The following is a 20,694-nucleotide window of genomic DNA, read 5'->3' as shown; positions in this document are numbered from 1 at the left end:
GGCGGGAGTATTTTTGCCAAGATGAAGTTGTGGTTCTTATCGCTTCATCTTGGCTTAATTACTCCCTGCGGAGCATCCCGAGCCATCCGCCCCAAGGCGGTTTCAGGATTTCGCCAGCAGCGCGTCAATCTCGGCCCGCGACGGCATCGAAGGGGCGGTGCCGGGTCGGGTGACGGAAATGCCTGCGGTGGCACAGCCGAAGCGCACCGCGTCGATCACATCGCGGCCTTCCGACAGCGCCACGGCGAAGCCGCCGTTGAAGGCATCGCCCGCGCCGGTGGTTTCCACCACTTTACCCGCCGAGATCACCGGGATATGCACCGACCGGGTTTTGTCGCGGTAAAGCGCGCCTTTGTCGCCCAGGGTCATCACCACGGCCCTCACGCCACGCGCAAGCAGCGCGTCAGCGGCGATTTCTGCTTCAGAAATCGTTGTGACCGGCAGGCCAGTGAGGGCCTCGGTTTCTGTCTCATTCGGGGTGACGTAATCGCAGAGTGCCAGAATATCGTCGTCCAGCGTGGCGGCGGGGGCGGGGTTGAGGATGGTTGTCACTCCGGCAGCACGAGCAATTTCCAGCCCATGTTTGGCGGCGGGAATCGGTTGTTCCAACTGGGTGATGAACACCGCAGCCGAGCGGATCAGATCGGCTTTCTCGGCCACATCTTCCACCGAAACCCGGCCTGCGGCCCCCGGCGAGACGATGATGGCGTTGTTGCCGGTGGCGTCTTCCAGAAAGATAAAAGCCGCACCAGTGTAGCTTTCGGCGTCGATCTTGACCTCGGGCACCACGCCAGCCTTGGCCCAGGTGGCGCGGGCGATGTCGGCGAAGGCATCATCGCCCAGACGGGTGATGAAATGCGTCTTGCCGCCCGCCATAGCTGAGGCGACGGATTGGTTCGAGCCTTTGCCGCCAGGCCCCAGCACGAACGATTTTCCCAAGATGGTTTCGCCCATCTTCGGCATGCGGTCGGCGCGATAGGCGGTGTCTGCGACGAAAATGCCAAGGTTCACAATGGGTTTTGTGGCTTTGCTCATGTTACTTGGCCTCTGGCGGGATCACGCCCTTGCGCAGCATGAAGCAGCCGTAGAAGCGGCGCTCGCCGGTCTGGATCACGGCATAGGCTTGGCGGGCCATGTCGTAGAACGCAAAACGCTCGATCGAGATCATCGGGCGGTCGGCACCTTCGGCGGCGTTGATTTCGGCCTGCACCTCGGCCTGCACCGGCGGCACGTCATTCGGCGCGCCGACCACTTCCATACGGCCTGCGAAATCGGGCACGAAGGTGTCCAGCGGATAAACCGACAGGATGGCTTGTGCGGCTTCGGCGCTGGTCAGGTTATCCATCCGCAACAGTTTGCCGGTAACGGTGGCGCGGGCGACCGAGTCGGATGGAAAGTTGGTGTCGGCCAAGATCAACACATCGCCGTGGCCCATCGCCCGCAGGCAATGCAGCACTTCCGCGTTCAAGCGCGGGTCAATTCCTTTGAGCATGATGCCCTCCCCTTTGGGTTAACTGTGCTGGATTTGCGCGAAGGGTCAAGAGATGCGCTGGCCCGTCGTCTTGTCGAACAGATGCGCTTTGCTGGCATCCGGGGCGAGGGTGACGGCATCGCCGGGGCGGAAGCTGACGCGGTCGCGGAACACAGCGGTCACTTCGCGCTCGCCCAGCCGCACGATGACATGGGTTTCCGATCCGGTGGGTTCGACCACGGCGATGCTGCCTGCCAAGCCTTCGGCAGCGGTGGTGAAGGTTTCCGGGCGCACACCGTAGACAACGGCTTGGCCCTCGCTGGCGGTGGAGCCGGGCGGCAGTGTAAGGCGCGCGCCGTTCACATCTACCATGCCGCCTTTCACCACGCCGTCGATCAGGTTCATCGAGGGTGAGCCGATGAAGGTGGCGACAAAGACATTGGCGGGGCGGTCGTAGAGTTCCAGCGGAGCGCCGACTTGTTCAATCCGCCCGCCTTGAAGGACGACGATCTTGTCAGCCATGGTCATCGCTTCGATCTGATCGTGGGTGACGTAGACAGTGGTGGTTTTCAAACGCTGGTGCAGTTCTTTGATCTCGGCGCGCATCTGGACGCGCAATTTGGCGTCAAGGTTCGAGAGTGGCTCATCGAACAGGAACACTTTTGGATCGCGCACGATGGCGCGGCCCATGGCAACGCGCTGACGCTGACCGCCCGACAAAGCGCGCGGGAAGCGATCCAGATAGGGGGTAAGGCCCAGGATTTCGCCCGCACGTTCGACCTTGGCCCGAATCGCCCCGGCCTCCATCCCGCGCATTTTCAGCGCAAAACCCATGTTGGCGGCGACGGTTTTATGCGGGTAAAGCGCGTAGTTCTGGAACACCATGGCGATGTCACGCTCGGACGGTGGGAGATTGTTCACACGCGCCGACCCGATGTTGATATCGCCGCCAGTGATCTCTTCCAGCCCTGCCAACATGCGCAAAAGCGTGGACTTTCCGCAGCCCGATGGACCGACCAGCACAACAAACTCGCCGTCCTTAATATCAAGGTTCAAGCCGCTGATCACCTGCACCCCGCCATAAGATTTGCGCAGATCGCGGATTGTGACTTCGGCCATGTGGTTCCCCCTTGTTGTTGCCGCAAGAATAGTCAGGCCGGCGGGCGCTGTCTATCTGCTGATCATACTAACATGTTAGAATCTTGACACAGCCATTGGCAGAGGCCAAGCTGACCCCGAGGATTGTGTTTGCTGCGGGAGGGGAGGCCTGTTTGCAGGGTGGGCCAGAGCGGCCGCCACGTTTCTAAGACGTTCAGAAAACAGCCCCCGGCCATGCGCCGCGAAGGGCAACCAAGGGAGGAGACGTTTTGAAAGTAGAACTTTATCAGGCCGCCGTTCAGGCCACACTCAGCCGCCGTCGCATGTTGCAGGGCGCGACTGCGCTGACGGCGCTGGCCGCGATGCCGCGTGTGATGGGCTATGGCCCAGCTGCGGCGCAGGATTCGGTGCGTGCACAGATCCTGCAGATTCCCGGTGTGGGCAAGGGCAGCCCGACCGATGCCGATTGGCAGAAGGTGGGCGAGATGTGTCTCGACAGCACCAAGGCCAATGTCGCCGAGGGCGAATTTGCCGGGGTTGAGCTGACCTTCTTTGGCATCAACAACAACGGCTTGCATAACATCCTGTTCCGCGGGCTGCTGAAAGGCTGGGAGGCTTATACCGGCGCCAAGATCAACTGGATCGACCTTGCACAGGCTGATTACAACGGGCGCTTGCAGCAAAGCATCGCAACTGGGACGGTCGATTTCGACATTCTGGCGATGGGTGCTCCGCTGGAGGGCGACACCGCCAGCAAGGGCCTGCTGGATGAGATGCCGGATTGGGTGAAAACCCAGATCGACATGGACGATTACGTGAACTACCTCAAAGCCCCGGTCGGCACGTGGGATGGCAAGACCTACCGCATCTCGATCGACGGCGATTGCCACACCTTCGCTTACCGGACCGATTACTTCGGTGACGGCGCTATTTCCGGCATGGCAGAGCCGCCGAAGACCTGGCAAGAGGTCAACGCCTATTCCAAATCCATCGTTGGCAAGACCGATCCGCTGACCGGCCAGCCCGCGATTGGCTATCTCGACCCGCTGAAGGGCTGGGGTGGCTTTGGCTTCTACTTCCTGGAAAACCGCGCGACCGCCTATGTCAAGCATCCGTCCGATCCGGCTTGGCTGTTTGACCCGGACACCATGAAACCGCGCGTCAACAATCCGGGTTGGGTGCAGGCCATCCAAGACGTGATGGACCTGATCGCCACCCCCGGCGCCTATCCGGCAGACCAGATCAACGCCGATCCGGGCACCACGGCGTTCTCGCAGTTCCTGGCCGGCACGGGTTCCAGCCTGATGTGGTGGGGCGATGTGGGCTCGAACGCGCGCACGTCCGATACTTCGGTGGTGGGCGATGTGGTGGGCTTTGGCATCAACCGCGGCTCGGACAAGGTGTATAACTCCAAAACCGCGGCTTGGGAGGAGACTTACAACGAGTCCCCCAACATGGCCTTCCTTGGCTGGGGCGTTTATGTGACCAACCGCGTCTCGGCGGATGAGAAAAAGCGCAAAGCGGCTTGGTCGGCGGCGGCGCATCTGGGCGGCAAGGATATCTCGCTTTGGATGGCGGCCTATCCGTCGGGCTTCCAACCCTACCGCAACAGCCAGTTCCAATACGACGAATGGGTGGCCGCAGGCTATGACAAGGCGTTCATCGAGGATTATCTCGGCTCGAACCTTGACAGCTACAACCACCCCAACGCCGCGATTGAACCGCGTATCCCCGGCATCTTCCAATACTATTCGGTCGCCGAGGATGAATTGGCCAAGGGCTATTCCGGCCAATACAAATCGGCACAAGAAACCGCCGATGCGATTGCGGCGGCTTGGGAGAAGATCACCGACCAGATCGGGCGGGATGCGCAGATCAAGCTGTATAAGGCCAGCTTGGGGATGTGATCCTTCTGGGTGCGTGAAATCACGCACCCTACAATGACACCGTAGGGTGCGTGATTTCACGCACCTTACTTTTCTCAGGCGGGGCATGGCTTTGAGCGGTTCAGGCGATCTTTTACACGTTGTCAGCAATGACAATATCTCGGATCAGCGCCGTGCGCTGGGGCGGGGCATCATCTGGGGCTCGGCTGCGCTGATGCTGCTGGTGGCAGCGGCGCAACTGTTGCAGTTGCAGGGTGTGCATGACTTTGGCCTGACGAATTGGCGCCCAACGCTTTACGCTTACATCCTGTGGGCATTTTGCCTGAGTTGGGGGCAGGTCCTGCTGCATGGCGAGCATGGCAAGCGCACGTTGTTCGTGCTGCCTGCGGCATTGTTCGTAATCTCGTTGACCGTGTTTCCGCTGCTGTTCGGGCTGGTGATTGCGTTTTCGGATTGGAATCTTTCCAGCCCTGATGGTCGCCATTTCAACGGTCTGACCAATGTGCGGCAGATGTGGGCGGACCCGTTTTACTGGAACGCCTTGTTCAACATGTTCTGGTATGTGCTTGCTATTCTTGTGGAATATACCATCGCCTTTGGGCTGGCGCTGGCGCTGAACGCCGAGATCCGTGCGCGCAAGTTCTTTCGGGTGGCGTTTTTGCTGCCGCTGATGCTGTCGCCGATTGCGGTAAGTTGGATGATCGGCAAGTCGATGCTCGAGGCGCGTTTTGGCCCGGTGGCGCGGCTGGCGCGGTTTTTCGGCTGGGAGACGCCTTCGTTCTTCGGCACGCCCGGCGTGGCCAAAGCGACGATCATGCTGATGGACGCCTGGACGTTCATCCCCTTCATGATGATCATGATCTTGGCCGGGTTGCAGGCGATCCCGAAGGAATTGAACGAGGCCGCCAAGGTGGATGGTGCGAACGGCTGGAGGGCATTCTGGGAGGTGACTTTCCCGATGATGCTGCCGGTGTCGATCACCGCGATTTTGATCCGCATCATCTTCAAGCTGAAACTGGCCGATATCGTGATTGCAGTCACCTCGGGCGGGCCGGGCGGGGCAACGGATACGGTGACATCCTTCATTTTCCGCGAGTATCGTGACCGCTCGAACGTCGGCTACGGCACACTTCTGGCGATGTTCTATCTGGTGGTGATCATCATCTTCATGACGGTGCTGATGAAATTGGCTGACCGGTTTGCGAGGCCCCGGACATGAGTAACGCTGGCATGAGTGATGTGCAGATTTTCAAGGATTCAGCAGCAGATCGCAGCTTTCGCCCGAAATGGTTCACGGGGCGGCTGTTTGTCTATGCGCTGTTGTTGCTGTGGGCGTTTATCTGTTTGTTTCCAATCTATTGGACGCTGACCACCAGCTTTAAGATGGCGCCTGACGTGATGAAGGGCAATCTGGTGCCGTGGTGGGATTTCACCCCAAAATGGCTGGGCTGGAAATCTCTGGGCCTGTCGCCTGACACGATTTGGGCCGAAAGCACGGTGCGGGATGAGTTTCTGAAACGCTTCACCAATTCGGTGATCACCTCGGTGACATCCTCGGTGCTGGCGGTGGCTTTGGGGTCTTTGGCGGCCTATGGGCTTAGCCGGTTCAACTATAAATTCCTCTGGATGGGCAACAGCGACATTTCGTTCTTTTTCCTCAGCCAGTTGATCTTGCCGCCAGTGGTTTTGGCGCTGCCGATGCTGGTGCTGTATAAGGAACTCGCCCTTCTGGATACCCGTATCGGGTTGATTTTGCTCTATACTCTTTCGGTGCTGCCGATTGTGATCTGGATCATGCGCGATCAGTTTTCTTCGATTCCCACCGAGTTGGAGGAGGCGGCTTTGGTCGATGGCCTGTCAATCTGGGGTGCGTTTGTCACCATCATCCTGCCGATTGCTTTGCCGGGGATGGTGGCGGCGTTCATCCTTTCCTTGGTGCTGACGTGGAATGAGTATTTCTTCGCGGCGCTGCTGACCTCGACCCATGCCAATACCTTGCCGGTGATGGTGGCTTCGCAAACTGGATCGCAGGGGATCAGTTGGTGGTCGATGGCGGCTTTGTCTTGGGCGGCGATCCTGCCGCTGATCGTGATCGGTGTGGTGCTGGAGCGCTATATCATCAAAGGCATGGCTGCGGGGGCGATCAAGTAATGCTCAAAGGGATCGACCGGCACCTGTCGGCAGAGCTGGTGCATGTGCTGATGCTGATGGGGCATGGCGATACGCTGGTAATCTGCGATGTAAACCATCCGGCGGCCAGCATTGCCGCCAAGACCACGCATGGCCGTATCGTCGATATGGTGGGCTGCGATATTCCCACAGGGCTCGCGGCGATTTTAACCCTGATGCCGCTGGATACCTTTGTGGATGCGCCTGTGGCGCGGATGCAGGTGGTGGGCGATCCGGGCGGGCAGGTGCCGGTGTTCGGGCTGGTGCAGGCGGTGCTGGATGCCGCCGAGGGTCGCGCGGTGCAGGTCGAAGCGCTGGAGCGGTTTGCGTTTTACGAGGCGGCAGGGCGGGCGTTTGCCATCGTGCGCACCTCTGATCCGGGGCCGTATGGCTGCTTTATCCTGAAAAAAGGCGTGGTGGATTTGCCCCGGCTTTGACATCGGCTGTTGCGCCTGCCGCACTTGTAGGTTGCCTCCGGCGGGGATATTTAAGCAGAGAGGATGACCATTAAGCCCAGACCTGGTTCGGGTCTGGCAGCGGGATCGCATCCAGCAGATCGCGAGTATAGGCGGCTTGTGGGTTGGCGAACAGATCGGCGGTGGCGGCGTTTTCGACGATTTGGCCGTGGTGTAGCACAAGGATGCGGGTGCAAAGCCGGCGGATCACGCTCAGGTCATGGCTGATGAAGGCCAGCGTCAGGCCGAGGTCTTTCACCAATGTTTCCAACAGGTTCAGGATCTGCGCCTGGCTTGAAACATCCAGACCCGAGACGATTTCATCCGCCAGAATGAAATCGGGTTGCAGCGCAATCGCGCGAGCGATGCCGATGCGCTGACGCTGGCCACCAGACAATTCATGCGGGTATCGCGCGGCGAAATTGCGCGGCAGACCGACATGATCGAGGGCTTCCAGCGCGCGCAGTTTCGGGTTGGATAGGCCGTGAAGCCGCAAGGGGGCTGCGATGATTTGCCCGACGCGGTGGCGGGGGTTCAGGCTGCTCATCGGGTCTTGGAAGATCATCTGAAAGCGGCGGCGCAGCGGGCGCAGGGCGGCTTCAGGCAGATGGGTGATGTCTTGGCCGTCGAAGCGGATACTGCCTGCCGAGGGTTCCAGCAGGCGCACCAAGGCGCGGCCCAGGGTGGATTTGCCCGAGCCAGAACCGCCGACGATGCCCAGAATCTCGCCCTTGGGGATGCTGAAGGTCAGCCCTTTCAAGATTTCCAGCCGGGGCGCGGCGCCGATCAGCGGTTTGCGAGTCATATCGGCCAAAGACAGCCGCAGGTTAGCGATTTCGTAAAGATTTGCGGCGAGAGTGTCAGGCATGTGCGCTCCGATCGCTGGCTTCGACTTCGGCACGCGTGGCGGCGATCACGGCATCTGGCACCGGGGTCAGGCTGCCGTCTGGGTCGGTGTATTTCGGGGTCGCGGCCAGCAGGGCGCGGGAATAGGGGTGTTTGGGGGCCTGAAAGAATTCAGGGATCGTGCTGTCTTCCAGCACCAGTCCGGCATAAAGCACCGACAGGCTTTGGCAGACCTTGCTGACCACGCCCAGATCATGCGTGACGAACAAAAGGGCCGTGCCATGGCGGGCCTGCATCGCAGCGATCAGTTTCAGGATCTGCTTTTGCACCGTGACATCCAGCGCGGTGGTCGGCTCATCCGCGATGATCAGTTTGGGTTCGGCAGCAAAGGCCGAGGCGATCAGGATGCGCTGGCGCATACCGCCGGAAAGTTCGTGCGGATAGCAGCGCATCACCCGCGCGGGGTCGGGGATTTGCACCTCGGCCAGCAGATCAAGCGCGCGTTTGTCGGCATCGGCGCGGCTCCAGCCGAGGATATCGACCAGACGATTTGTGATCTGCGGCCCGATCCGGCGCGAGGGGTTGAGTGCTGTCAGCGGGTCTTGCGGGATCAGCGCGCATTTCGCCCCGATCAGGCGACGGCGCTGCATGGGCGGCAGGGTCAAAAGGTCAGTGCCGTCCAGCATGATCTGCCCGCCGCTGATTTCCACCGATTGCGGCAGGGTGCCCAGAATAGCCTTGCCGATCATCGACTTGCCCGCGCCGGATTCGCCGACCAGCCCGCGCACTTCGCCCGCCGCCACCTGCAACGACACCCGACGCAGGATAGGATCGGAGCGGTCTTTCAGGCGGGCGGACAGGTTGTGAATGGTCAGAAAACTCATCTCAGCACCGGATCAAAGCGGTCTTTCAAGCCGTCGCCCAATTGCGAAAAGCTCAGCACAGTCAGGAACAGGGTGATCAGCGGGAACACCAACACCCACCAGGCTTGGTGGATGCTGGCGCGGCCCTCGGCGATCATGCCGCCCCATGTCGGATCATCGGTGGCGATCGAGAGGTTGACGAAAGACAGGATGGCTTCGACGATGATGGCGATGCCCATTTCCAGCGTCAGCAGCACGATGATAGTGGGCAGGACGTTGGGCAAAATCTCGGTCAACATGCTGGAAATGCGGCTGCGCCCGACGATCTGGGCAGAGGCGACGTAATCCATTGCGCCCTGGCTCATCGCCTCGGCCCGGATCACACGGGCAAAGCGGGTCCAGTCGATCACCACGATGGCAATGATGATCGAGCTCAGGCTAGGGCCAAGCACGGCGATCAGCAGGATGGAAAACAGCACAGGCGGAAAGGCCATCCAGATATCAATCGCGCGGCTGATCACAATATCGACCCAACCGCGCAGAAACCCGGCGAGCAGACCCATGATTGCCCCAATCAGGCAGGTGATGCTGCCCGCCACCAGCGCCACGGTCAACGCCAGCCGCGCGCCGTAAAGGATGCGCGACAGCACATCGCGGCCCAGGGAATCGGTGCCGAGGTAATAACCCGGCTCGTGCCCCTGCAGCCAGAACGGCGGCAACTGGCCCAGAAACAGGTCTTGTGCGAGCGGGTCATACGGCGCGATCAGCGGCGCGCAAATGGCGGCCAATGCCAGCAGGGTCAGCCATGTGGCCGATAAAACCAGCCGGGTGGGCAGTTTGCGTTTGATTGTGCTGCGTCCGTCAAGCATGGCGCAACCTTGGGTTCAGCGCGGCATAGGTAAGATCCACCAGCAGGTTCACTCCGGTGAAGATCACCGCGAACAGGATGACAATGCCCTGAATCAGCGGCAAGTCCCGGTTGATCACTGCATCAATCGCCATATTGCCAAGGCCTTCGTAGGAAAACAGCCGCTCGATGATCACGGTGCCGCCGATCAGAAAGGTGAACTGCACCCCAACCAGCGTCAGCGTCGGCAGAATGGCATTCGGCAGCGCCTCACGCAGGATGACATGGGTTTCGCCATAGCCCTTGGTGCGCGCGAGGGTCACGTAATCGAGATGCATGGTTTCCTTAAGCGATTGTTTGAGAAGTTGGCCGATGATGGCAGCCAGCGGAATCGCAAGCGCGAGGGCAGGCATGAACATATGCGCGGCGATATCCAGCCACAGATCAAACCGCAGGCGGAGGAGGGATTCGGTCAGATAGAAATTCGTGGTAAATGGCAGCGCAAGCGATGGCGTCACCCGGCCCGAGATATGAAAGATCGGCATCAGCACGCCAAAGGCCAGGATCAGGATCAACCCCCACAGAAAATCCGGGATCGACAGCGCCATGCCATTGCCGATGTCAATCGCGGCCTCGGTGTTGGTGCCGCGCTGGCGGGTGCCCGTCAGCGCCATGACGCTACCGATGGCAATGGCGATGGTCAGCGCCATCACCGAAAGCTCTAGTGTCGCGGGCAGTCGGCTGAGAACAAGCTGCAACACCGGCTGTTTGGTGGTGATCGAGGTGCCAAAATCCCCCTGCACCACGCCCGACAGCCAGATCACGAATTGCTGCGGGATGCTCTTGTCCAAGCCATAAAGCGCGGTCAGCCGGGCCACATCGGCATCGGTGGCGCCGGGGGGCAGCATCATGGCGATCGGATTGCCGGGCACCACGCGCACGGTGAAGAACACGATCACCGCCACCCCGATCAGGGTGATCAAGGTCGTGCAAAGCCGCAGGATAACCGATTGAAGAAATTGCATTAAGTTCGTCTTCCGCAAGGGATGCAACACGGGGCGCATCGCGCCGGATGGGCGCGACGGTTGCGCGGGGGGCTGGGGGACGCGAAGTCCCCCAGCTTTTGCGGCGCTCAGGCCCGCTTCATCAGATAGGGCAACAGCGCACCCGAAGCATGCGGCGTCACCACCACGCCCTTGGCCGACAGGATCGGCTGCACATATTGCAACAGCGGGATCACCAGCGCGTTTTCGGCGATATAGGCATCGACCTTTTTCCAGCCGTCGATGCGTTTCGCCTCGTCCTTTTCACCCCACAAAGGCCCGATCATGTCGATCAGATCCTTGCCATCCCAAACCGAGTGCGGGCTTGGGCCGAACATCGCAAAGCCGGTCGAGGTGGTCGGGTCGCCAACCGAATTGCCCCAGTTGTAGAAGGCGGCGGGGGCGAGTTGGTCGGCGGCGCGCAGCTCGTAATGCTTGGCGATCTCGTAGGTTTCGATCTCGGCCTCAATGCCGACCTTGCGCCACAGGCCGACGATGGCCTGGATCATTTCATAGTCTTTCGGCTTGAAGCCCTTGGTGGTCTGGATCTTGAATTTCACAGGTTTATCAACCGAATAACCCGAATCTGCCAGCAGCTTCATCGCCAGATCCGGGTCGTAGGGCACCTTGATCGACGGGTCGTAAGCGTCATACTCCGGGGTTTCCAGCGTATCAATCGCCACGCCGTAGCCCTTCAGCAGACGGTCGATGATGGTCTGCTTGTCGATGGCATGGGCGGCGGCTTTGCGCACGTTCGGGTCCAGCATCACTTCGATATCATTGAGGAAAATCATGCCGATGTCAGAAATCGGCGTCGCGGTGCCGGTCAGTGTGGCTTTCAGGCGGTCGTATTCCTCATAGGGCACCTCCAGCGTGACATGGGCATTGCCGGATTCCACTTCGGCCACGCGGGCGGCGGCGTCGGTGACGAATTTGATTGTTACGGTTTCAAAATCTGGCTTGCCGCCCCAGTAATTCGCGTTGGCTTTCAGGCGGACGTAAGCGTCACGCTCGAATTTCTCGACCATATAAGGGCCAGAGCCGATCGGCGCGGCCTCAAACCCGGCCGCACCGACTTTGGTGTAATAGGCTTTCGGCAGCACATAGCCGGTCAGGAAATACATCCATTTGAAGATGGTGGGGTCGAATTGCGCGACATCGGCAAGCACCTTGTTGCCCTCAACCCGATGGTTGGTCAGCGTGCCCCAGACGAACTGGATCGGGCTGCCGGTGGCGGGGTCGGCGACGCGCGCAAGGCTCCATGCAACATCTTCGGCGGTCAGCGGCGAGCCATCGTGCCAAGTCACGCCATCGCGGACGGTCATCCAGATTTGGGTTTTGTCATCATTCCAGCCCCATTCGGTCAGGATACCGGGGGCGGGTTTCAAATCGGGCTTTTGCAGGATGAACTGGTCGAACACCGATTGGTAAATGCCCTGAATGGTCGGGTTCACCGCGGAAGGCCCGGTGGTCGGGTCCCATGCGGGCAGGTTGACGTTGTAGGCGATGACCAGTTCTTCGATGGCCTGCGCGCGGGCGGGCAGGCCAAGGCTTGCCACCGCGATGGTGGCACCGGAGAGTTGCAGTAAGGCGCGACGATTAAGTTTCATAACGGTTCCCTGTGGTTAAGTTGCAAGCCGGGGTTATTTTCCGGTCAGTTTTTGGGCGAGAAGATAGCCAGAGCCTGCGCCAAGACCAGCACCGGGCCAAACGGCGGCCCCGGTCAGGTGCAGGTTCTGGATCGGGGTGGCGCCGTCGGCATGGCCGCGCAACGGTCGGAACAGGAAGTTCTGCGACAGATGATGGCTACCGCAAATCTGATCGCCGCCCACCAGATTGGGGTTGTCGGCTTCCAGTTCGGTGGGCGGCACGATGCGCTGGCCGAGGATTTTCGCGCGGGTGCCGGGGGCGTAGGATTCGAGAATATCCAAGGCGCGATTGGCAAAGGGCAGGGCGGCCTCGCCCCAGTTGGTCGCGGTGATTTCGCCCTTGGCATCGCCGATGATCTGCCCCGGTGCCATGCGCACTTGCAGCCAAAGCGTGTGCTGGTCTGCGGGCGCGCGGCTGGGGTCAACTGTGGTGGGTTGGCCGACGACAAGGATCGGCTCATCCGGCAACAGGCCCGCCTTGGCCTGCTGATAGGTGCGCGCCATCTGATCCAGACTGGGCGCGAGATGCACATAGGCAAAGGATTTCAAGGCGTTGCCTGCTGTCCAATCCGGCAGATCGGACAAAGCCAGATGGATCATCATCGTGCCGGGGGCATGGGCGAAGGCGGTCAGTTTGGCGTCAAAATCGCTGGCAGTGCCGGTCAAACGCGGCAGATTGCGCGGCGCTACATTGGCGATCACCGCACGGCGGGCGGTGATTTCGCGGCCATCGGCAAGCTGGATGCCGGTCGCTTTGCCGCTCGTATGCTGGATGCGGCTGACGCTTTGCCCGGTTTCAATCCGCCCGCCGCGCGCGTTAATCGCGGCACACAGCGCGCGGATGATGGTATCCGCGCCGCCCTTGCCCAGAACCATGCCAAAGGCCTGACCCGCCATGCCTTCGAGATACGGAAACAGCGCGCCGCCCGCGATATCGGGGGCGAAATCCAGATGCATCCCCCAAGCGCCCAGCATCGCCTGCACTTTTGGCGAGGTGAAGGTCTGCGTCAGCCACTGGCGCGGCGATTGCAGCAGGAACTGGCCCATGTCCAACGTGCCGTTGAGGCCTTTGGCGCGGAGTGTTTTGAACATGAAATATGCAAGCGCACGCAATTTCATCTTGGCACCCAGAAGGCCGAACAGATGCGGCGCTTCCGCGCCAAAGCTGGCGCAAAGCCTGTCCCATGTCGCGGCGTCGGTCGGCGACAGCGCTGCGATGCGCGCATGGGTGGCGGCGGCATCGGTGGACACACCGCACCATGTCCCATCGGGAAAGACGCTGGCGAAAGGGTTTGCAACAGGGGCAAATTCCAGCCCATTTTGCGCCAATTCAGCGCCATAGGCCTTCATAAAGGTCGATCCTGCGAACAAGGACAAGTTCATTGCGGCCCAGTCGTGCTGAAAGCCGGGCAGGGTATAGGCCCCGGATTTCACCGCGCCGCCCGCCACACTTGCCTGCTCAAACACCGCAACCGACCAGCCCTTTGCGGCCAGATGCAGTGCAGAGGCAAGGCTGTTATGGCCCGCACCGATAAAGACTGCATCATAGGTGTCGGACATATTTGACTCCGGTTGACGCAGGGATATTTGCAAATGCATTTAATTCTGTCTAGTCTGATTCCGTAAGGCGGGACAGCCGCCGTAATCAGGGAGATCGCGATGAGTTCAACGGATGTGTTGGCCAGTCTGGCCGGGATGCTCGCCTCGGGTGGCGTGGAAGTGGTCGATTGCACCGGAGTGCTGGGGCCGAATACGCCGCTGCTGAAGCTGCCACCGGATTTTGCTAAGGATACGCCCAAGATCGAGATTCACCGGATTTCGGAATATGATCAGGACGGGCCGTTCTGGGCGTGGAACTGGCTGAAGGTGGGCGAACATTCCGGCACGCATTTCGACGCGCCGCATCACTGGATCACCGGCAAGGATTATGCAGATGGCTACACCGACACGCTGCCGGTGCAGCGGCTGGTGGCGCCCGTTAACGTTTTGGACTTCGCGGCGGAATGTGGGGCGAACCCAGATTTCCTGCTTACGATTGATCACGTCAAGGCGTGGGAGGCCAAGCATGGCGCGATCAAGGCGGGTGAATGGGTGGTTCTGCGCAGCGATTGGGACAAGCGCAGCCATTCCGAAGATCTGTTCCTGAACGCCAATGAAACCGGCCCGCACACGCCGGGGCCAACTGCTGAAGTCATCGAGTATCTGATTTCAACGGGAATTGTTGGCTGGGGCAGTCAATGCATCGGCACTGATGCGGGGCAGGCGGGCGGGATGACGCCGCCGTTTCCGGCGCATAACCTGCTGCATAAGAACAACTGCTACGGCTTGGCCAGCCTTGCCAATCTGGACCGTCTGCCAGCCAAGGGCGCTATCCTGATTGCGGCTCCGTTGAAGATCGAGAACGGCACTGGCAGCCCGATCCGGGCTTTGGCGCTGGTGGCGCGTTAACCAATGGCCGCCGATCCGGGGAAGTTTGATCACATCATCATCGGTTCTGGCATCAACGGGCTGGTTGCGGCCAGTTTGCTCGCGCTGAAGGGCGCGCGCGTGCTGGTGTTGGAGCGCGAGGACCGGATCGGCGGCTGTCTTTATACCGATGAAATCACGCTGCCGGGGTTCCGGCATGATGTGATGGCGGCGACCTTCGTGCTGTTCATGACCTCGCCCGCCGGGGCGGCTTTGGGGCCGCACCTGGCCAAGCACGGGTTTGAGTATTGCCATTCCCCGCATCCGACAGCGGTGCTGCGTCCGGATGGGCAGGCCTTGGTGCTGACGATGGATCAGACGCTGAATGTCAGCAAGTTCAATGCTTTGGCGGCGGGAGATGGCGATCAACACGCCCGCGACGTCGGGCAGATCGCCGCTGATGCGCCGTTCTTGTTCGCGTTGCTGGGCGGTAATTTATGGTCTTGGGCCACGGCAAAGCTGCTGTGGGGCCAGGTGCGCAAGCGGGGTTTGCGGGGGCTTGCGGCCTGGATGGGCAGCGCTTTGGCCCCGGCGCGGGGCTGGCTGGAGGCCAATTATCAAAGCCCGTTGGTCCAGGCCCTGTGGGCGCCGTGGGTTCTGCATTGTGGCCTGACGCCGGAGTCTGCCTATTCGGCGCAAATGGGCAAGGTGATCGCCTTCGCGTTGGAAGCAGCCGGCGCGCCGATTGCCAAGGGCGGCGCGGGGCAGGCGGCGGCGGCGTTTCGTGGGCTGATCGAGGCGCAAGGCGGCGTGATCCGCACCGGCGCGGATGTGGCAAAGATCACCACTCGCGACGGTCGGGTGACGGGTGTGCGACTGGCCTCGGGTGAGGCAATCGCCAGCAAGTCGGTGCTGGCCTCGGTTGCGCCGAGCCAGCTTTATGGACGGTTGCTGGATGTGAACCTGCCGGAAGATCACGCGGCAGTTCGGCAGTTCCGGCATGGGCGCGGCAACTTCCAGTTGCATTATGCGCTGGATCGCGTACCCGAATGGTTAACGCCGGGGCTGGCGGATGTGGCGCTGATCCATCTTTCGGATGGCGTGGATTCGGTGTCAAAATCCGCCAATGAGGCCGAGCGCGGGATGCTGCCAGCCGTGCCCACGATCTGCGTCGGGCAACCCAGCCGTCTGGACCCAAGCCGTTGCCCCGATGGCAAGGCGATCCTGTGGTTGCAGATCCCTGATGCGCCGCGGGTGATCAAAGGCGATGCGGGCGGTGAGATTGCAGCACAGGACTGGGACATCGCGCGTGAGGCGTTTGCTGACCGGATCGAGGCGATTTTGGCAAGCCATATCAAGGATTTCGACCAGATCAAACTGGCCTGCCGCGCCTATTCTCCGGCCGATCTGGAGCGGATGAACTGCAACCTCGTCGGCGGTGATCCCTATGGCGGCGCGTGTAGCTTGGATCAGTTCTTTATCTGGCGGCCATTTGCGCATTCGACCAACGGCGCCGGGCCGGTGCGCGGTTTGATCCATATCGGGGCCTCAACGCATCCGGGGCCGGGCCTTGGCGGTGGATCGGGCTTTAACGCGGCGAAGAGGCTGGGCGCATGAACGACGAAACCCCAACGGTGCCGCGTCTTGGCGAGATCGGGTTAACCAATTTCGCGCCGTATCTGATGAACCGCATCATGGGCCGCTACAACGCGAGCTTGCGCGAAGAAATGGCCGAGCAGGGGCTTTCGACGCCGAAGATGCGCGCCCTCGCGGTGCTTTCGGTTGTGGAAGGTCCGCTGATTCGGGAATTGGCGGTTTATACTGTGGTCGATCCGTCGACGCTGAGCCGCAGCTTGGATCAGTTGCAGGCCGATGGCTTGGTCCGGCGCGAGGCCGACAGCGCCGACAGTCGCGCAGTGCGGGTGTTCATCACTGAGGCTGGACGCAGCACATTTGAGGCGCTTTGGCCGCACATGGCCAAGGCCCAAGCCCGGATGTTTCGCGGGATCCCCGAGGCCGAACGCCAAGCCTTTACCGCTACACTCCAGAAAATGCTGACAAATATCAGAAAGCACGAGATTTAGATGGCAGAGCGTTCTTTCAAGGCCGAAGTCGAAGACCTGCGTCTGGGCGCGGGGGAAACCTTCACCGGCGAGGGGATCTTGGCGCTGACCAAGGCGCTTTTAGAGAACGGCGTGGCCTATGTCGGCGGTTATCAGGGCGCGCCGATTTCGCATCTGATGGATGTTCTGGCCGATGCGCAGGATCTGCTGGCCGAGTTGGACGTGCGGTTTGAGGCCAATGCCAATGAAGCGGCGGCGGCGGCGATGCTGGCTGCGAGCGTGCATTACCCGATGCGCGGTGCGGTGACATTCAAAGGCTCGGTCGGGGTCAATGTCGCATCGGATGCTTTGGCCAATCTGGCCTCGTCCGGGGTGACGGGCGGCGCTTTGGTGATCGTGGGCGAGGATTACGGCGAGGGTTCCAGCATCATGCAGGAACGCACCCATGCTTTCGCAATGAAATCGCAGTTCTGGCTGCTCGATCCGCGACCCAATTTGCCCTCGATTGTGCAGGCTGTGTCGGATGGATTTGAGCTGTCGGAGGTTTCGAACACCCCTGTCATGCTGATGGTCCGCATACGGTCGTGTCACGTGACGGGGAGTTTTCAAACCCGTGACAATCAGCGCCCGAAACTGTCGGTGAAACAGGCTTTGTCGAACCCGCGCTCTGATTTCGCGCGGGTGGTTCTGCCGCCGATGTCTTTCGCGCATGAACAGGACAAGGTGAAAAACCGCTGGCCTGCGGCGGAAAAGTTCATCCGCGAGCGCGGGCTGAATGAGGTGTTTGGCCCGAAAGCGGGCTTTGGCATCGTGGTGCAGGGCGGCATGTATAACGGACTGATCCGCGCGTTGCAGCGGTTGGGATTGGCGGACATTTACGGTGATTCCGCCGTGCCGATCTATGTGCTGAACGTGACTTACCCGTTGATTTCCGGGGAGTTTCTTCAGTTCTGCGACCGTAAGGATCATGTGTTGGTGATCGAGGAAGGCCAGCCGGAGTTTATCGAAACCCAGCTTGGCTCATTCCTCTATCGTGCCGGGTCGGCGGTGAAATTGCATGGCAAGGGGCTGTTCCCGCTGGCAGGCGAATATACCGGCGCGGTGATGCTGGATGCCGTGACGGGGTTTCTGAAAACCGCAGCGCCCGAGATGTTGGCGGCACGGGTGCGCGCGCCGAATATCGACGCGCCTGCCATTCCTGACCTGAGCAAAACCGTGCCAATCCGCCCGCCGGGTTTCTGCACCGGCTGCCCGGAGCGGCCTATTTTCGCGGCGATGAAGCTGGTGGAGAAGGAACTCGGCAAGCATCAGATCGCCGCCGATATCGGCTGCCATCTTTTCGCGTCGTTGCCGCCGTTCGAGATTGGCGGGGCTACGATGGGCTATGGTCTGGGGCCCGCGGCGAATGCGGCCTTTGATGGCGGCGGAGAGCGGCGTCCGGTGGCGATCATCGGCGACGGCGGGTTTTGGCACAATGGTCTGAGCAGCTCGTTTACCAATATGGCGTTCAACAAATCCGACGGCGTGGCGATTGTGGTGGATAATTTCTACTCGGCGGCGACGGGCGGGCAGGATGTGATGTCGTCGCGTGCCGACAATGCGACAAAGGCGACGAAGAACCCGATTTCCAAGGCATTGGGTGGCATCGGCATTGATTGGGTGCGCCAGATTGACCGCACCTACGACGTGAAAAAGATGCGTGACACCATCCGCGAGGCGCTGACGACAGATGCGCCGGGGCCGAAGGTGATCGTGGCGTCAAGCGAGTGTATGCTGAACAAGCAACGCCGCGAAAAACCGCTGCGGGCGGCGGCGATCAAGCAAGGTCGGCGGGTGGATGTGCCCCGCTTTGGCGTCGATGAGGCGGTTTGCACCGGCGATCACGCCTGTATCCGGCTGTCGGGCTGCCCGTCTTTGTCATTGAAAAAGCTGGACGATCCTTTGCGCGATGATCCTGTGGCCTCGATTGATCAGTCTTGCGTCGGTTGCGGCAATTGCGGCGAGGTCGCCGATGCGGCGGTGCTGTGTCCCAGCTTTTACCGCGCTGATGTGGTGCATAACCCCTCGGCGTTTGAGATGCGTTTGGCCGGATTCCGCGCCCGTGTGATCGGCTGGTTGCAGCGCAGACGGGATGCTAAGCGGTTGGTGTTCGGAGGTGCGGCATGACGATGCAACAGGCGATCCCTTCGGGCGGCAAGGGCATGGATGGCGTGATCAAACTGGCGCTTTTGGCCGTGGGCGGGCAGGGCGGTGGCGTGCTGACGGGCTGGATTGAAGCTGTGGCGCGGGCGAATGGTTATGTTTGTCAGGCGACGAGCGTGGCGGGCGTGGCGCAGCGGACGGGGGCGACGGTTTACTATATCGAGATGGCCCCGGCTGGGCCGCGTAATCCGGTATTCTCGCTGATGCCTGCGGCGGGCGATGTCGATATCATGGTGACGGCGGAGATGATGGAGGCGGGGCGCTCGATCATTCGCGGCTTTGTGACGCCGGATCGCACCACTCTGATCACCTCGACCCACCGCGCGCTGGCGGTTTCGGAAAAGATGGTGCCGGGGGATGGCATCGCCTCATCCGAGGAGGTGATCGCGGCGGCGGAAGTGGCGGCGCGGCGGTTCATCGCGGCGGATTTCGATGCCTTGGCGATTGGGCAAGGCTCGGTGATTTCGGCAAGCATGTTTGGCGCGATTGCGGGTGCCGAGGTGCTGCCCTTTCCGCGCGAGGCGTTTGAGGCGGCAATCAAGGCGGGCGGCAAGGGGGCGGAGGCTTCGCTGCGGGCGTTTGCGGCGGGGTTTGCGGCGGCGCAGGGGCCGATCAGTTTGCCTGCGGTGGCGGCGGCGGTCACGGCAGCGCCGACAGGTTCGGCGCGGCTGTTGGCGGAATGGCAGGCGCTGGCGGATCGGGCGGGGCGGATGCCTGCTGCGGTGGCTGAGATGGCGGTTCTTGGGCTGCGCAAGGTGGTAGAGTTTCAGGATCTGGCCTATGGCGCGACTTATCTGGATCGGGTGGAGGCGGTGCTGGCGCGGGATGGCGGCAGCTTTGAGTTATCGAAGCAGGCCGCGAAATATATTGCCAATGCGATGGCCTATGATGATGTGATCCGGGTCGCCGATCTGAAAACCCGTGCGGGGCGGGCGGAGCGGATTGCGGCCGAGATGGGTGCGAAGGCCGGGAATGTGGTGCAGTTGACTGAGTTTCTGCATCCTCGGGCGGAAGAAATCGTGGGGTTGCTTCCGGCGAAGCTGGGCGCGAAGGTGGAGGCCAGCCCGGTTTGGATGGCGCGGTTGGATCGCTGGTTCAACAAGGGGCGGCGGATGCGGACGGATTCCTTGCGCGCCTATCTGATGCTGTATGTTCTGGGGGGGATGAAGCGGCGGCGGTTGGGGTCGTTGCGGCACACCCAAGAGGTCGCGCATCTGGAGCGTTGGCTTGCTACAGCGATGGGGTATCTGGAGCGGAATTATGACCTCGCGGTCGAGGTGATCCGCTGTCGGCGGCTGGTGAAGGGTTACTCAGACACCCACGCGCGGGGGCTTTCCAAGTTTGATCGGGTGCTGGGCGGCATTGCTTTGGTGGCGGGCCGCGCCGATGCGGCGGATTGGGCGCGGCGGTTGCGGGAGGCGGCATTGCAGGATGAAGAAGGCCGGGCGCTGGATGGGGCCTTGGCTACGGTGAAAAGCTTTGTTTAGGGGTGGTCCCAACTCGGGACCATTTTTAATATAACTATATCAATAGCTTGACTGCTGCATTTTAAGGATATTTTAACTTTTGACGGAGCGCCACCGCAGTTCAGCAGGTGGCGGCAGGGGTGTCGTTGGCTAGGCCGACCTGCGCTGAAATCGTTTTTCAGATGGTAGCTGCAACCTCGCCTTGCTGATTCTTCACTGCCATCTTTTTC

Annotated in this window: 18 protein-coding genes; 9 read left to right on the top strand and 9 right to left on the bottom strand. The window is 61.0% G+C overall.

All coding sequences use genetic code 11. The annotated features are described in order from the left end of the window. Nucleotides 1-102: 102 nt before the first annotated feature. The 3 genes from rbsK to ACFOGH_RS06475 are packed head-to-tail and all read right to left on the bottom strand — an operon-like array spanning nt 103 to nt 2,590. On the bottom strand, nt 103-1,035 hold the full coding sequence (gene rbsK / locus ACFOGH_RS06485) for a ribokinase (RefSeq protein WP_380072254.1): 933 nt from the start codon (nt 1,033-1,035) through the stop codon (nt 103-105). A gap of 1 nt (nt 1,036) precedes the next feature. Further along, entirely contained in the window at nt 1,037-1,492 is a 456-nt protein-coding gene (locus ACFOGH_RS06480; RefSeq protein WP_380072253.1) for an RbsD/FucU family protein, read from the bottom strand. 45 nt (nt 1,493-1,537) lie between these two features. Continuing rightward, nucleotides 1,538-2,590: an ABC transporter ATP-binding protein gene (locus ACFOGH_RS06475; protein WP_380072252.1), complete on the bottom strand. Its 1,053-nt coding sequence runs from the start codon at nt 2,588-2,590 to the stop codon at nt 1,538-1,540. A 248-nt stretch (nt 2,591-2,838) separates the two neighbouring features. Between ACFOGH_RS06475 and ACFOGH_RS06470 the strand changes: the two genes are divergently transcribed. The 4 genes from ACFOGH_RS06470 to ACFOGH_RS06455 all read left to right on the top strand — a co-directional run bounded on the left by ACFOGH_RS06470 (nt 2,839) and on the right by ACFOGH_RS06455 (nt 7,061). After that, nucleotides 2,839-4,476: an ABC transporter substrate-binding protein gene (locus ACFOGH_RS06470; RefSeq protein ID WP_380072251.1), complete on the top strand. Its 1,638-nt coding sequence runs from the start codon at nt 2,839-2,841 to the stop codon at nt 4,474-4,476. 85 nt (nt 4,477-4,561) lie between these two features. Further along, nucleotides 4,562-5,674, top strand: a complete 1,113-nt coding sequence (locus tag ACFOGH_RS06465; RefSeq protein ID WP_380072250.1) for a carbohydrate ABC transporter permease — start codon at nt 4,562-4,564, stop codon at nt 5,672-5,674. Beyond that, nucleotides 5,671-6,606: a carbohydrate ABC transporter permease gene (locus ACFOGH_RS06460; RefSeq protein ID WP_380072249.1), complete on the top strand. Its 936-nt coding sequence runs from the start codon at nt 5,671-5,673 to the stop codon at nt 6,604-6,606. Before ACFOGH_RS06465 ends, ACFOGH_RS06460 begins: the two co-directional genes overlap by 4 nt. Then, a complete protein-coding gene (locus ACFOGH_RS06455; protein WP_380072248.1) occupies nt 6,606-7,061 on the top strand; it encodes an RbsD/FucU family protein in 456 nt (151 codons plus the stop codon). Before ACFOGH_RS06460 ends, ACFOGH_RS06455 begins: the two co-directional genes overlap by 1 nt. A 70-nt stretch (nt 7,062-7,131) precedes the next feature. On the opposite strand, the gene ACFOGH_RS06450 is transcribed toward ACFOGH_RS06455, so the two are convergent. The 6 genes from ACFOGH_RS06450 to ACFOGH_RS06425 all read right to left on the bottom strand — a co-directional run bounded on the left by ACFOGH_RS06450 (nt 7,132) and on the right by ACFOGH_RS06425 (nt 13,887). After that, nucleotides 7,132-7,947, bottom strand: coding sequence for an ATP-binding cassette domain-containing protein (locus tag ACFOGH_RS06450; RefSeq protein WP_380072247.1), 816 nt, complete (start codon nt 7,945-7,947; stop codon nt 7,132-7,134). Then, on the bottom strand, nt 7,940-8,809 hold the full coding sequence (locus tag ACFOGH_RS06445) for an ABC transporter ATP-binding protein (protein WP_380072246.1): 870 nt from the start codon (nt 8,807-8,809) through the stop codon (nt 7,940-7,942). Before ACFOGH_RS06445 ends, ACFOGH_RS06450 begins: the two co-directional genes overlap by 8 nt. Further along, a complete protein-coding gene (locus ACFOGH_RS06440; protein WP_380072245.1) occupies nt 8,806-9,657 on the bottom strand; it encodes an ABC transporter permease in 852 nt (283 codons plus the stop codon). The genes ACFOGH_RS06445 and ACFOGH_RS06440 overlap by 4 nt, the downstream gene beginning before the upstream one ends. Further along, nucleotides 9,650-10,660, bottom strand: coding sequence for an ABC transporter permease (locus ACFOGH_RS06435; protein ID WP_380072244.1), 1,011 nt, complete (start codon nt 10,658-10,660; stop codon nt 9,650-9,652). Before ACFOGH_RS06435 ends, ACFOGH_RS06440 begins: the two co-directional genes overlap by 8 nt. Nucleotides 10,661-10,767: 107 nt before the next feature. Beyond that, nucleotides 10,768-12,288, bottom strand: coding sequence for an ABC transporter substrate-binding protein (locus ACFOGH_RS06430; RefSeq protein WP_380072243.1), 1,521 nt, complete (start codon nt 12,286-12,288; stop codon nt 10,768-10,770). Between the two features lie 33 nt (nt 12,289-12,321). Further along, nucleotides 12,322-13,887 carry a phytoene desaturase family protein gene (locus ACFOGH_RS06425; protein ID WP_380072242.1) on the bottom strand — a complete coding sequence of 522 codons (1,566 nt, stop codon included), beginning with the start codon at nt 13,885-13,887 and terminating at the stop codon, nt 12,322-12,324. 99 nt (nt 13,888-13,986) lie between these two features. Between ACFOGH_RS06425 and ACFOGH_RS06420 the strand changes: the two genes are divergently transcribed. Genes ACFOGH_RS06420 through ACFOGH_RS06400 form a run of 5 tightly spaced genes read left to right on the top strand, consistent with a single transcriptional unit; the run spans nt 13,987 to nt 20,485 of the window. Beyond that, nucleotides 13,987-14,775: a cyclase family protein gene (locus tag ACFOGH_RS06420; RefSeq protein ID WP_380072241.1), complete on the top strand. Its 789-nt coding sequence runs from the start codon at nt 13,987-13,989 to the stop codon at nt 14,773-14,775. 3 nt (nt 14,776-14,778) lie between these two features. After that, the gene (locus ACFOGH_RS06415; protein ID WP_380072240.1) at nt 14,779-16,350 is read left to right on the top strand and encodes a phytoene desaturase family protein; all 1,572 of its coding nucleotides are present in this window, start codon (nt 14,779-14,781) and stop codon (nt 16,348-16,350) included. After that, nucleotides 16,347-16,817, top strand: coding sequence for a MarR family winged helix-turn-helix transcriptional regulator (locus ACFOGH_RS06410; RefSeq protein WP_380072239.1), 471 nt, complete (start codon nt 16,347-16,349; stop codon nt 16,815-16,817). The genes ACFOGH_RS06415 and ACFOGH_RS06410 overlap by 4 nt, the downstream gene beginning before the upstream one ends. After that, a complete protein-coding gene (locus ACFOGH_RS06405; RefSeq protein ID WP_380072238.1) occupies nt 16,818-18,962 on the top strand; it encodes a thiamine pyrophosphate-dependent enzyme in 2,145 nt (714 codons plus the stop codon). It begins immediately after the preceding gene. Further along, nucleotides 18,959-20,485: an indolepyruvate oxidoreductase subunit beta family protein gene (locus tag ACFOGH_RS06400; RefSeq protein WP_380072237.1), complete on the top strand. Its 1,527-nt coding sequence runs from the start codon at nt 18,959-18,961 to the stop codon at nt 20,483-20,485. The genes ACFOGH_RS06405 and ACFOGH_RS06400 overlap by 4 nt, the downstream gene beginning before the upstream one ends. Nucleotides 20,486-20,694 lie beyond the last annotated feature (209 nt).

Origin of the sequence: Cypionkella sinensis (genome assembly GCF_042646385.1) — a bacterium.
Taxonomy (GTDB): Bacteria; Pseudomonadota; Alphaproteobacteria; order Rhodobacterales; family Rhodobacteraceae; genus Cypionkella; species Cypionkella sinensis.
Note: the sequence above shows the minus strand (reverse complement) of the source record. Positions and strands in the feature narration are given on the sequence as shown.